Below are 14,119 nucleotides of genomic sequence, written 5' to 3'. Positions count from 1 at the left end.
TTTTGCTTTTATTTCTAGGGAAAATTGCATGAGTAAGCTTGATGAGTTGATGCAACATTTAGGACATCAATTTAATAATATTGGACTGTTACGAACGGCATTAAATCACCGTAGTATGGGGGCTCACAATAACGAACGCTTAGAATTTTTAGGAGATTCTGTTTTGGGGTTTATTATTGCATCGGAATTGTATCAGAGTCATCCCCAAGCGCGGGAAGGAGAATTAAGTCGAATGCGTGCTTCTGTTGTTAACGGCGAAGTGTTAGCACAATTATCAATCTATTTAGGGATAAGTGACAATTTACGCTTGGGGGCGGGTGAACATAAAAGTGGAGGGACCCGACCATCAATTTTGGCAGATGCTTTGGAGGCAGTAGTTGGTGCTATTTATCTTGATGCTGGATTAGAAAAATGTCGTCGTTGTTTGTTACATTGGTATGGCAAGCAGGTAGATGACTTGTCCAAATTAACTCCCCAAAAAGATCCTAAATCCCGTCTGCAAGAATGGTTACAAGCTCGTAAACTATCTCTTCCCATTTATGAAGTGCGGGTTAGTGGAGAAGCACACGCTCAAACTTTTACAGCCATTTGTCATGTGCAGGGCCTGCCTTATAAAACAAAAGGTATCAGTACCACACGCCGACGAGCAGAACAAATTACTGCTTTACGTTTTCTGGAATTGGTAGATGAATAAGAATGTTACTTATTGCGGTTATGCTACTATTATTGGTCGGCCTAACGTGGGTAAATCCTCATTACTCAACCAAATTTTAGGCTATAAACTAAGTATTACCTCGCGAAAGCCTCAAACCACTCGATATCGAATCCTGGGTATTAAAACCTTTAAAAATATTCAAGTTATTTATGTTGATACGCCAGGTTTGCATTCAGATACTTTTCAAATGATAAACCGTTATATGAATCGTATTGCCCGAGAAACGTTGCAGGACGTTAATCTCATTCTTTTTGTTATCGAGCCTCATTGGGATGAACGCGATACTTGGGTTTTAAAACAGTTTCAAAATATTGAGAGGCCGGTTTTTCTGATTATTAATAAAATAGATCAAATTAGGACCTATTCAGAATTATTACCTTTAATTGAAAAAGTTTCTTCCTTATATTCGTTTAAAGAAATTATTCCTCTTTCTGCAAAAACTGGCGATCAAATAGGAGTTTTGGAGCAAAAAATTAATGATCAAATACCGGAATCACCTTTTTGTTTTCCACCCAAAAAAGTTACCGATCGTAGTGATCAGTTCCTGGCAGCTGAAATAATTCGTGAAAAACTCATGCGGTCATTGGGTCAAGAAATTCCTTATTCGTTGGCGGTTACGCTGGTAATGTTCCAACGGGAAGAAAAAATTCTTCGTATTTCGGCTGTTATTTGGATAGAACGAAAAGGACAGAAGGGAATTGTGATAGGGAAAGACGGAGAGCGACTTAAAAAAGTTGGAACAACTGTGCGTATTGATATGGAAAGATTATTGAACCAAAAAGTTTTTCTACAATTATGGGTTAAAGTCAAAAGTGGTTGGTCGGATAGCGAGCGTCTATTAAAAGAGCTGGGGTTTGAGGAATGATACATCGCGTTTTTTTGGAGCCTGCTTTTATCATGCATCGACGGCCATACAGCAATACAAGTTTAATCCTTGAATTGTTGACACTAAATTACGGCCGAATTTCTGCTCTCGCGCGAAGTGCCCGCGGGTTAAAATCACGCTATAAAGGTAGATTAGAATTATTTTTCCCCATGCTTATTTCGTGGTCGGGACGAGGAGATTTAAAATTTTTAGGTGATGCGGAATTGAATGGAATGCCTTATCTTTTAGAAGGTGAATCTTTATTGTGCGGTTTTTATTTAAATGAATTGGTGTTGCGTTTATTACACCCGGACGATCCGGATTATTATTTATTTCCCCATTATCAAAACGCATTGGATCAATTATCGAAGGGTTACATAGAACCTTCTTTACGAAGTTTTGAGAAACGGTTGTTAGAGGAACTGGGGTATGGTCTGCCTTTAGGATGCGATGTCAAAAGAAATACGCCATTCGAAAAGAATCAATTTTATCAATATATCCCTGAGCGAGGATTTTTACTCTGCGAAAAGAGTGGAGAATTAAATGTGTTTTCAGGAAAAAGTTTACTTGCCTTACGAGAAGAAGTATTCTCCAATGTAGAACTGCTTAAAGAAATAAAGCGCCTGATGCGATTAGCTCTAGGAAGATTACTTGGAAAAACTCCCCTTAAGACTCGGGAATTATTACGATAAAGTAGTATATTGTATTTGAAAGGAGATCCTATGGTTCGTTTAGGTGTAAATATCGATCACGTGGCCACATTGCGCCAAGCACGTAAAACTCACTACCCAGATCCGGTTGAAGCGGCTTTAATTGCAGTTGAAGCAGGCGCTGATACCATTACTCTACATTTGCGAGAAGATCGACGTCATATTCAAGATGATGATGTGCATAATTTGAAAAGCCAATTGACAGTGCCGTTGAATTTAGAAATGGCAGCAGCTGAAGTCATTATGCGCTTTGCTGAAGAAGTTAAACCCGAGCACTGCTGTATAGTTCCCGAAAAACGAGAGGAATTAACGACAGAAGGTGGTTTAGAAGTTGCTGCCCAAAAAAGAGTATAAAAGAAGCCTGTTCTCGTCTTGCCAATGAGGGTATCGAAGTTTCTTTATTTGTTGATCCTGATGAAAAACAAATCGATGCTGCGAAAGTTTGCGGAGCCCCCGTCATTGAAATACACACAGGTCATTATGCCGATGCTAAGACCGATTACGATCAAAAACAAGAATTAGAACGCATTACTTCTGCAGCTCATTACGCTCATACTTTAGGTCTAATGGTAAATGCCGGTCATGGTTTAACAATCCATAATGTCCAACCCATTGCAGCTATTCCGGTAGTTAATGAAATGAATATTGGTCATAGTATTATTTCGCGCGCTGTTTTGATTGGTTTAGCTGAGGCTGTTAAAGAAATGAAAACATTGATCATTGCTGCAAGGATCATTGCTTCAAGATAGCGAATTTGTTAATTATGGAACTAAGTGGATTAGTGTCGTTAGGCAGCCGATCAATTGTAGTTCTTATTCTTAATTTAATTTAAAAGAAGATAGTTCTCCAATACACCATCGGAAAAATAACGAAGAGCGCTTCCATTCTCATGCCAGGCCCTTAGTACAACGCGTTTAGCGGGCTTTTTATTTATTAAAAAATCGTGGATAGCTGGGCGATGAGTGTGTCCGTGAATTAGTAATTCCACGTTCTTTTGATGCATAACACGCAGGACTTCCTCTAATGTCACGTCGGTAATTTCATTAGATAAATAGCGATTACGATTGCGACTTTTTTTACGTAATTTTTCGGCTAGTTTACGACGAAATGTTAGAGGAAGTGATAGCATTAATTTTTGTATCCATCGATTAGTGATTTTTCGTCGGTAAGCTTGGTGTTTGTGATCTAAAGTGCAAAGACTATCACCGTGCATTAGTAAAACGGATTTACCGTATAAGGAAATAACCGCAGGGTCCTCTAGGAGAATCACTCCTGCATTTTTCGCGAATTTTTCTCCTATCAAAAAATCGCGATTTCCCCGCATAAAATAAATTGGCGTTCCATTTTTAACAAGAGAACGAAGTGTCAAAATAATTTTCTGGTTAAAATCGGTTTCGTCATCATCTCCTATCCAAGCTTCAAAGAAATCACCGAGAATGTAAAGTGCATCAGCCTTTGGTGCTTGTTTTTCGATGAATTGAAGAAAAAGTGCCGCGATGTCGGAAGCTGCTTCTTTTAAATGAAGATCAGAAATAAATAAAGTGTGTGATTTCATGGCCGTATTCTTCAGTGATTACTATTCCGCCCTAGGCCTTGCAGCTTGTTCTTATAGTCGCAGCCTATCATAGGATCTACTCATTAAAAATCTTATTCGGATTGGGTAGAAAATCGACATTATCAACGAAATTTTCGTGTAAGCCTGTTTGTCTCGCACCAACATTGGAAAGCCAACTAAAAATTGTCATAATAGTGTGTTTTTGAGGAAGAGTCTTAATGATTAAAAGCCGTTTTTGCCCTAGCCCTACCGGCCTTATGCACCTTGGGAATGCTCGTACGGCGCTCTTCAATTTTTTATTTGCAGAAAATAGAAAAGGAGTGTTTTTGCTCCGGATTGAAGATACCGATGTTGAGCGCTCAAAGAAGCTTTTTGAACAAAGTCTTCAAGAAGACTTGTTGTGGATGGGGTTGGAATGGCAAGAAGGCCCGGCCAAAGATAAAGGGAAGGGTCCGTACCATCAGTCTAAACGGCAAGCTATTTATGACGATTATTATCAACGTCTAGAAGAAGCAGGGTATGTTTATTCCTGTTTTTGTAGTGAAGAACAATTGAAGCTCTCCCGTAAAATCCAAAAATCGGCCGGAAAACCACCTCGTTATGCTGGAATATGCCGTTCTCTGTCTTCAGAAGAAATAGAAAAGAAATTGACTGAAGGATTGCAGCCTACCTTGCGCTTCCGGGTACCCGATGATAAAGTTGTTACTTTTACTGACCTCGTACGAGGCGAACAGCACTTTCAAACTAGCGACATCAGAGATTTCATTATTCGCCGAGCCAATGGCACCTCGCCTTTCATGTTTTGCAACGCCATTGATGATGCCTTAATGGAAGTCACTCATGTCTTGCGCGGCGAAGATCATTTAACAAATACACCCAGACAACTGTTAATTTTGCAGGCTTTAGGATTGGCTATTCCCACTTACGGCCATATTGCTTTAATAACAGGGCCTGACGGCAGCCCTTTATCTAAACGCCACGGCAGTCGCGGTATTAAAGAATTGCGTGAAATGGGTTATCTAGCAGAAGCAATAACAAATTATTTAGCACGTTTGTGCCATTATTATCAAAGCGATGAACTCTTATCTTTAATCGATTTAGCTAAAGGATTTAATATTAAATCGCTTAGTAAATCGCCTGCTAAGTTTAATGCTCAACAATTAGATTATTGGCAAAAAAAAGCCATAGAAGATTTGGCAGGGGATCGCTTTTCGCAATGGATAGGCGAAGAATTAAAATCAAAAATTCCCCATGATAAACTCAATTTATTCTTAGCAACGGTAAAGCCTAATGTAATGTTTCCTCGGGATATCCATTATTGGGTGGACGTTTGTTTTGAAGATAATTTCTCCCTATCATTTACTTCGAAAGAATTACGACAGCAAATAGAAGGTAATTATTTCGAGGTAGCTTTAGAAGGATTTAAAAAATTTGATAATGATTTGAAATCTATTATGAATTATATAAAAGAACGTTTAACTCTCGAAGGAAAAGCGTTATACCGTCCTTTGCGTATGGCTTTAACAGGGGTAGAACACGGTCCTGAGCTTGCTAATTTAATTTTATTGATGGATAAAAAAATTATATATAAGCGATTACAGGAGGCTGATAGTGAAAATTTTTAATAGTCTGACCAAAAAAAAGAACCACTTAAGCTGATTGAAGCAGGGAAAGTAAAGCTTTATGTATGCGGAATTACCGTTTACGACTATAGCCATATAGGTCATGCTCGCTCATTAATTACTTTCGACATGGTCGTTCGCTATTTACGCATGCGTGGTTACGAAGTTACTTTCGTTCGCAATATCACTGATGTCGATGACAAAATAATTAAACGAGCCCAAGAAAATAAAGAAAATCCAGAAGCTTTAGCAGAACGGTTTATCCAAATTTTGCATGAAGATAAAAAGGCCTTGGACGTTTTGCAGCCTGATATTGAACCCCGAGCGACACTATATATTCGAGAAATTATCAAACTTATAGAAAAATTAATTGATAAACAACATGCCTATATTGGAGAAAATGGAGATGTTTACTTTGATGTTCGCAGCTTTAACGAATACGGTAAATTATCGCACCGTAATCTTGATGAACTCCACGCTGGAACGCGAGTAGAAATCAGTGAGAGTAAGCGCAATCCATTGGATTTTGTTCTGTGGAAACGGGCTAAGCCTAGAGAGACCCAATGGAAATCGCCCTGGGGAGAAGGTCGACCTGGCTGGCACATCGAATGTTCTGCAATGTCGAGTAGTCTTTTAGGGCAACCTTTTGATATTCACGGGGGAGGATTAGATCTTAAATTTCCTCATCATGAAAATGAAATCGCGCAGTCGGAAGCGGCTGAAGAGAAGAAGTTTGTAAATTTGTGGATGCACGTGGGACTTTTGGAAATTAACAAAGAAAAAATGTCAAAATCGCTAGGAAATATTATTTCAATTCGAGAAGCGCTAGAAACAAACGACCCAGAAGTATTGCGGTACTTCCTATTGTCAGGCCATTACAGAAGTCCCTTAAGTTATTCTAAAGAAAATGTAGACAATAGTCATACGGCTTTAGAGCGATTTTATTTGGCAATGCGAGGCTTGCCCATTACAGAGGATACAGAAACTTCTGAATATGCCGAACGGTTTTGCGAAGCTATGGATGATGATTTTAATACACCAATTGCTTTTGCCATTTTATTTGAAATGATTCGAGAAATTAATCGGCTTCGGGATGCTGACCAAATAGAAAAAGCTAGAAAATTGGCAACCGAATTAAAATATTTAGGCAACATCTTTGGTTTGTTGAATCATTCTCCTGAGCAATTTTTACAAGGCACTAAGACGACCCCATCTGAAGTTGAAAAAATTGAGGCACTTATCGCGATCCGCAACGAGGCGCGTCGAAATAAGGATTGGAAAGCTGCTGATGATATTCGTGACCAATTGGATAATCTTGGTATTACGATTGAAGATTCGCTTGAAGGTACTTTATGGCGCAAAGAGAACTAGCAGAAATTCCTACAAATAACAGTCTTTCTTGACAAGAGAAGCTTTTAGGTACTAATTACGTACTAATAAAGTCATGAGCCCCCTTCCCCCAGCCGATTCAACTAGTCCTTCCGGGAGGGGAGATCTTATTAGGCGGTGGTTTATAGTTCCCACACCACATATCCAATAGAAATCAAACTATTTGAGAAATATTTCGAATTTCTATGCCAAAAAACTCAGCTCCGAGAGAACTCATCTCGGCTCATATTTCTTAAAAATGAACGTATTGATTCCATCGAAATTTATTTAACCCAATTAACTTCTACTTATATTAACCGATATCTTCGAAAAAGAGAAAAAGAGTTAAAAGGAGAGTAGAAAAATTGTCTTGAGAAGCAGCAAGTTTTCAATCCTATCATAGAAATTTTTTGGTTTATTTTCAAAATAGCTGTTGTTTTTACTCAAAAATTTCTAAAAGATACCGTTCTAACTAATTCTACTTTTGCCCGTCTCGTTAATGTTAAAACTTTTCATTTAAATAAATTGGAAAAAAATTTCTTAAACGTCTTTAATTTTAATTTTTGGATTAACTCCGTAGGAGTATCAAGATATTGCCTATAAATTGAAATCTTATTCTTCTTATTTGCCAGGGAAGTGTGTCCGTCTTACAAACGAACAAGTAGACGGTTTTGCTGACTTTCTTGTTTTCCATCGTGAGAAAGATAGCCTTCCCTAGCCTTATTTAAGGGGGGTGGTAGGTGTCCCGTCATTCATTGGTTACTTTGCTGCCTGTAATGAACGAGGACTTATGTCCTTGCGTGAGTGAGTATCTAAACCAACTTGCCCGATGGCTTGAGCTTACGGATCCCCAAATTGATTCCCAAATTATTTATTCTTTAAATTTATATTCGTTAGTTAATTAAAATACGCCTCAAAAAGATTCTATTTATATTCATTCTTTAATCATCCATCGATTATTTATTACTGCTCCATTTCTGGTCGATCGATTTTTTGAAAAGCAACCGAGAGATAGAGAATTTTTTGCACGGGCCGCAGAGACTTTCCCTTCCAGTTGATGAATTAGAGTTCCTGACGGGTAAGTTTTTTTAAATATAAGAACCCCCATTTAAATGAGCTTTTTCTCATCTCACTTAAGAATATGAAAAGATTCAGGAAGAAATCTATTTATATCAACAAATATATCATCAGTTTAATAGATCAACATTGCTCTAATCTTCTTCTTGTCAGTCGGATTTTTTGGAATCCTCTTAAATCTAGAAAAACTACGACCTAATCTCCACCTAGTGGAGGAAAACGCAAGACTTCCGTTCCTTCAGGTTGAAGATTAATCCTAATATTGTTTTGTACAATACGTTTCTTTAATTACAAAACCACCAATTATAAAAGCTAACAAAAATAAAATGGGAATCATTGTTAGAGCAATTTGATAAGCCTGGATACTATAGACAGGCGCCGCATTTATCATCTGCCCATCCCACAATTTATCCAATAATAATCCTACAAAGGGCTGTAACACCACGCCAGCAAAAATGATTCCCATATTGGTTAAACCTGAAGCTGTTCCTACAGCTTGTGATCGATTATTATCAATTACTAACCCGAATGCGATCGCCTGGCTGGAAGAAGCCGCACCAAATAACAAAAAACAAATACTCAGTGCTAGTTCGGGCAATGTGGGGACGTATAAAATTAAACAAGCGCTAATAAAACCGAGAAATGCGGCCGTAATGATCGGCAGACGGCGGCGCTTGATAAAATTGGTCCACCAACCAAAAATAGGACCGCCGATAGCAATGCCAATCCAAATCAGAGAGAGCAGGCCGGTAGCACGGACATTAGAAAAATGATGCGATCTGGTGAGAAATAAAGCACCCCATGACGTAGCAAACAGCGCTACCGGACCCCAGATAGCAAAACCGAATAAAGCAATCCACCAGGATTGAGAGCGCTTGAAGACATCGCGTAGATAGAATTTATTTTCTTTAGGGATAAATTTCGCATCTTGAATCAATTCAAGCTCTTTAGATTTATCGCGGATAACAAACCAATTTAGAATTGTCAGGAGGAAACCCAGTGAAGCGATCAAATAAGAAGTGTTTTGCCATCCATAAGTTGCAGTTAAATGAGCGACAGGAGACGACCCAATAATAGCTCCCGCACACCCCAAAACTTGAACGAGACTTGCGTAGAGAGTAAAACGTTGAGAACTTAACCAATAAGCGCCTACCCACAGTGCGCCTAGATAAGCTACAGAAGCAGTGAGACCCATAATGATTCTTGCAACGACTGCAATAGGAAAATACGTTGTGAATCCAAAGACGGCGGTTGCCACGGCACAGATAAGAAGACCAAAAGAAAGTAAGCTTCGGGCGCCGAATTTGTCGCACATCATGCCCACAGGAATTTGCATCACAGCATAACCATAAAAAAAACCACTGAATAAAATACTCAGTTTACTCGCTTGAATTTTAAATGATCTTAGTAAATCGTGCGCCATCGCCATTGGCATTACGCGAACTAAGAAGTCATAAGCGTAAAAGGAAGAAGCTACAATTCCGATGATAAAGGGAATCAACCAAAGATAGAGTTTGGAATGCTTTGCGTTTATTGCCATAATTACTCTCTGTCTAGTATTTATACATTTGTATTTATTCACGATGCTCCTCCCCACTCCAAAATTACTACGTCCAGCGTATTAGCAAACGCTACAGGGCCAGTTTTATTTTTGTGCTTCTTATCGGGCAATAATGCCATATATCAGATATGATGAATAGAGAGAAGATTCATAGTGCACCGTTATAAATGATGGTTCATTCGTTGGTTTTCGATATTAATACTGATTTTTGGATTTAGTAGAAATATTATTGTGCAAAACGAGCCAACTAAGCTAGCAATTTTAATTGAAATCAAAGGAGTCATCGGGGAACCCACCCACCCCTCTACACACCCAAGATTTTTTTCGCACGTGGTTTAAAAAAAATCACAACAAAAATAAGCACAAGTTGTTATTCTCCAATCGGATACTGCGGGAGGATTAGAATTAGCAACAGTCATGCGCGGGTATCATCAAAGATATTCTTGCATATCTTCCCCATACTGATTATTGGATATGTACCGCTTAGTGGCTCATACTGTTGTCTAGGTACGTACTACCCATTTTATATGCTACGGCGCCCCCGGAACTAATTTAGGCGCGGAAACACCCGTGGCTGTGGGCACCCATTGGCGGCGTTAAACCTCCAAAAGAAGAGCAAAAAGATAAAAAAACCGAATCAAAGAAATCGCCCTCTGAATTAAAAGCCGTTAGTGATGTCAGAGTTTATATTCGCAGCCTTAGCGCAATTCCGCGATCGCAACGTGGAATGGACAAAAAAAGCAGTGATCGAGGCCGAAAGTCTTTCTGCTGAAGAAGCACTCAAAATTGTAGAAAAAATAGAGGTTAACTAGCGCGCTCGGTTTTGGCAGTCATTACGGATCCGAGTGTGGCCTATATTTTGCTCATAATTGGTTTTTACTCATGATTGGTTTTTATGGAATATTTTTTGAATTTGCTAATCTAGGATTTGTAGTTAGTGGCGTTGTGTAAGAGATTTCATTATTGCTGGCTCTTTATACTTTTTAATTACTGCAGATTAATTACGCCGGTTTGGCGTTGATGTTATTAGGTTTGGCCTTCATCGTTGGAGAAGCATTTATCCCTAGTTTTGGAATGTTAGGAATAGGTGGGGGAGTTGTATTTGTTATTGGTTCTATTATGCTACTAAAAACAAATGGCATAGGGTTTGGGATTCCTGTGTACTTAATTATCACAATAGCCATTATCACACTTGGATTTTTCCTTTTGGTTTTAAATCTCGCGTTTCGTTTCCGACGAAGGCTAATCATTACTGGCCTCGGAGGCGTTAATAGGGAAACACAGCGTGGTAAATAAGAATGATAACTGTATGTGGGTACGCATATGGTCACATAGATGGGGAACGATGGCAATGTAAAAGTAATATCCTTTTTCAAAGAGGGCGACGAAGTCATCGTGGAGCGTTTGGAAGGATTAATTTGTGTGGTCATCAAGCCTCTGGAGAAAAATCAATAATAATAGTTTCAATTGTAATCACGACTTTAGTCTTGTTGTTGTTGTTGTTGTTATTTTCAGCCATCAATATTCTTAAAAGAATATGAATGGGGAGTCATTTTTACCTTAGGAGGTTTTTGGAAAGTTAAAGGCCTTGGTTTAATTATCGTAGTGCCTATTGTTCAGCAAATTGTGCGTACCCATTTGCGAACAGTGGTAATGGATGTGCCGAGTCAAGATGTGATTTCTCATGACAATGTGTCCCGTCCGAGTTAACGCGGTTGTGTTTATTTTCGAGTGATTGATCCTGAGCGAGCAATCATTCAGGTCGAAAATTATTATGAAGCCACCAGTCAATTAGCACAAACCACGTTACGTTCGATATTGGGACAACACAAATTGGAGATGAAATGTTGGCGAAACGAGAAAAATTAAACAAAGATATTCAGGAAATTCTGGACGCAAAAACCGATGTATGGGGGATTAAGGTTTCGAATTAGAAGAAAGTATGGTGCGCGCCATTGCGTGACAAGCTGAGGTTGAGCGAGAAAGGCGAGCAAAAGTAATTAGCGCCAAAGGAGAATTCCAAACTGCACAACGTTTAAAAGAAGCAGCTGAGATTTTAGCCTAACAATCTCAATCTTTACAATTTCGTTACATGCAAACCCTGATGAATTTGGATAGCGATAGGGCTTCGATTATTGTATTTTCAATGCCGATTGATTTTTTGAAAACAACTCAGAAATAATAGGCAAATTAAATAGGCAAATTAAACCTCAGCACATGACAATTTTTTGTGATCAGAAATAGTAATTTTTTAATACTTAATATCTCTATAAGTAGTCTTTTTCCCTCTTTCTTCGGAAAGACGCCCTTAATTAAATTAATCATAAAAAATAATCATAAAAAAATAAAATGTTCAAAAAACAGAATTTTAATTCAATTCTTTTTAAATCATTCGTTTATTAAAAAACGTCGTGTGTTAAGATGTTAAATCTCAATTGATAGCGATTTAACCAATTTATAACGATAACCAAACGATAACCATGTTATACTTCCCGATTGTACGGTATTTACTGTCCTAAGTATATACTATCCTATCCATATATTTCTAATCTTTTTCCATAATTAAAACATTTGGTTTCACGCTCCTGAAAGTGCTGATTGCGTGAGTTATTTTAAGTAGCATTATATTTGGATTTTTATTTTTTAAAATCAAGAAAGCTCAATATCTTTGCCATACTTACTACTACACTAGAGCTAGTCTTCAATTGAAATCGATTTTATAGCACTTACGTTCCAATTATTCATTGGAACTTTGGAATAGCGAAAATCATCAGATTCTGCTGAAAGGTAATGGAAATTATTATTGATAGCATCGTCTGTGCAAGATCCAAATATATTGGCGAGAAAATAAAATTTAATTTTTATCATTGATGGTAGATTTATAAAAAGAATAAAAAATTTTAGCTTAATGGAGTTATTAATTACGAGTTTTATAGGTGAATTGCTTCTATTTTGTTTAGTTAAATTATATTCCAGATTCTGTAGTTGTATGCGTTGTAAGCAGATTTAGTAGAATTACAAGAAGAAGGTCAATGTGCTAGTTATTTATTAACTCAGCGTATTCAGAAGCAAGGAATATTGGTGTGAGCAGGAAGGATTTTCTCCGAAGAAAGATGCAATTCGAGGTTATGATGCCCAACATTTACCTGCCGAAAAGATAAAGGAAAATCTGTTTATGCATTATACCGAAAATTCTTATCGTGTAAGTAGCAGGAGTTAATTAGTAATATTGACCAATTAAAAATTGAGTATGGTATTTTTTGTTAGAAATTCTAACACTACCTTCATAATCTTTAGAGCAATCCATTTTCCTGGACAACGATGATTACGGTAATGATCACCATGCCATTTCGGAATAAAATTAAACGGACTTTTATTCCATTGATGAAATCGTTCAGGTCAAAAAATATCGGAATCCTTCCATATGTGAGGATCGTGATTGGTATCATATAAATTTAAAATCACTCTAGTACTTTTAAGGATAGTACTTTTAAGGAAATAATAAGCTTTTCATTCGAAATCTTCTTAAACACAAGCGATGATTTTAAGAAAAAAGAATATAATCTTCTCACTTCCTAAATAAAAAGATCAGAATAATTTTCGTTATCACTGTTTAATCTTGGTAAACTATTAGGATATTGTTGAAGAGCGTAGGCTACAAAAAAATATACATAGAAATAGCGATGGTAGGCTTTAGCAAGTTAATTAATTCGACAACAGTAATTCTTGGATTGAGTAGATTATTATTGAGATCGCAGTGATGCGCAATAATATGAGCAGGGTTTTCAGATAGAAAATGTAAAAGACCGATTCGTATTTTTTTAATGACTTTCTTAATTTTTTTATCGATTTTTTTAGTTCGAATCTCGAATACCAATGTTTAGAACCTATAGATCCTTTGTAATCGAAAAGCATCATTAACTCTCGCATTCGTTTAGATACTTCTCCTTTCGATAAAGGTAAGCCGACTAATAAATAGAAAACTTTAGTTAACAGATTTTTTATTTCTTTATATAATACGATTTTATTTTTTGACTTCCATTTTGATATCTGATTTTTCCATTCAGAAATAAAAATAATCTCTAGTTCTTTGATTTTCTCATCAGTCATAATCGATATGAACATCTGTTTTCGATGCACATGCGCTTTCCCATCAAGGGCGTTATACACCTCATTCTCCAAATAAGGATTTTTCAATCCAGCGTGGGGCGCTATTTGGAAAAAATTTTTTCTTCTTGAGTCGTATGATGTTCTACTGCTTTATTAAGCTTTAAAAATTTATCTTGCCGTTCTTTAAAATTTTCAGTCTTCTTCAGATTTTTAATTATCTTTTCTGCCTCTTTTTCTTCTGAAATAAGTTGTTTAAAAATTTAATTAATCTTTTTATTCTTTTAAGTTATGGATAAAATACCTTTTGTTCTATGATTTAATGAAAAATAAGAAATTGAGAGAGATCTTGAAACATCTTTCTCTTGATTTCTTCTCGATGGGACTCATATTTAATATTTTCGAAAAAATTGCTAAATTTTTAATTTTCTTTGGTAAGAAATCCAATAATATTCGTGATATAACCTTTCCTGAGCAGTTTTAAAACACTTTATACATTAATATAATTATAAGTATTATAATCATAGATTATAATTGAA

General features: G+C 37.0%; 8 protein-coding genes and 3 pseudogenes. 9 read left to right on the top strand and 2 right to left on the bottom strand.

Features of this window, described 5'->3' with window-relative positions; translation table 11 throughout:
* Nucleotides 1–28 precede the first annotated feature (28 nt).
* The 4 genes and pseudogenes from rnc to pdxJ all read left to right on the top strand — a co-directional run bounded on the left by rnc (nt 29) and on the right by pdxJ (nt 3,039).
* Nucleotides 29–694, top strand: coding sequence for a ribonuclease III (rnc, locus tag MRH55_RS07055; protein WP_304985465.1), 666 nt, complete (start codon nt 29–31; stop codon nt 692–694).
* The gene (gene era / locus MRH55_RS07050; RefSeq protein WP_304985464.1) at nt 687–1,580 is read left to right on the top strand and encodes a GTPase Era; all 894 of its coding nucleotides are present in this window, start codon (nt 687–689) and stop codon (nt 1,578–1,580) included. The genes rnc and era overlap by 8 nt, the downstream gene beginning before the upstream one ends.
* Nucleotides 1,577–2,272, top strand: coding sequence for a DNA repair protein RecO (gene recO, locus MRH55_RS07045; protein ID WP_304985463.1), 696 nt, complete (start codon nt 1,577–1,579; stop codon nt 2,270–2,272). The genes era and recO overlap by 4 nt, the downstream gene beginning before the upstream one ends.
* 30 nt (nt 2,273–2,302) lie before the next feature.
* Nucleotides 2,303–3,039: pseudogene (pdxJ, locus tag MRH55_RS07040) on the top strand (pyridoxine 5'-phosphate synthase).
* Nucleotides 3,040–3,113: 74 nt separating this feature from the next.
* Here pdxJ and MRH55_RS07035 read toward each other — a convergent pair.
* Nucleotides 3,114–3,845: a UDP-2,3-diacylglucosamine diphosphatase gene (locus tag MRH55_RS07035; protein WP_304985462.1), complete on the bottom strand. Its 732-nt coding sequence runs from the start codon at nt 3,843–3,845 to the stop codon at nt 3,114–3,116.
* A 218-nt stretch (nt 3,846–4,063) separates the two neighbouring features.
* Between MRH55_RS07035 and gltX the strand changes: the two genes are divergently transcribed.
* Nucleotides 4,064–5,470 (top strand): glutamate--tRNA ligase, encoded by a 1,407-nt coding sequence (gltX, locus tag MRH55_RS07030; RefSeq protein WP_304985461.1) that lies wholly within the window; start codon nt 4,064–4,066, stop codon nt 5,468–5,470.
* A pseudogene (gene cysS, locus MRH55_RS07025) lies at nt 5,451–6,838 on the top strand (cysteine--tRNA ligase). The gene gltX and the pseudogene cysS overlap by 20 nt, the downstream one beginning before the upstream one ends.
* 1,330 nt (nt 6,839–8,168) lie before the next feature.
* On the opposite strand, the gene MRH55_RS07020 reads toward cysS, so the two are convergent.
* Nucleotides 8,169–9,452, bottom strand: a complete 1,284-nt coding sequence (locus tag MRH55_RS07020) for an MFS transporter (RefSeq protein WP_304985460.1) — start codon at nt 9,450–9,452, stop codon at nt 8,169–8,171.
* A gap of 695 nt (nt 9,453–10,147) precedes the next feature.
* On the opposite strand from MRH55_RS07020, the gene MRH55_RS07015 reads away from it, so the two are divergent.
* The 3 genes and pseudogenes from MRH55_RS07015 to MRH55_RS07005 all read left to right on the top strand — a co-directional run bounded on the left by MRH55_RS07015 (nt 10,148) and on the right by MRH55_RS07005 (nt 11,655).
* The gene (locus tag MRH55_RS07015; RefSeq protein ID WP_304985459.1) at nt 10,148–10,285 is read left to right on the top strand and encodes a hypothetical protein; all 138 of its coding nucleotides are present in this window, start codon (nt 10,148–10,150) and stop codon (nt 10,283–10,285) included.
* A 208-nt stretch (nt 10,286–10,493) separates the two neighbouring features.
* A complete protein-coding gene (locus MRH55_RS07010) occupies nt 10,494–10,769 on the top strand; it encodes a hypothetical protein (RefSeq protein ID WP_304985458.1) in 276 nt (91 codons plus the stop codon).
* A gap of 176 nt (nt 10,770–10,945) precedes the next feature.
* Nucleotides 10,946–11,655 (top strand): annotated as a pseudogene (locus MRH55_RS07005) (slipin family protein).
* Nucleotides 11,656–14,119 lie beyond the last annotated feature (2,464 nt).

This window comes from Coxiella-like endosymbiont, from assembly GCF_030643785.1.
Lineage (GTDB): Bacteria > Pseudomonadota > Gammaproteobacteria > Coxiellales > Coxiellaceae > Coxiella.
The sequence above is the reverse complement of the archived record's forward strand: the minus strand, read 5'-3'. Positions and strand labels throughout refer to the sequence as shown.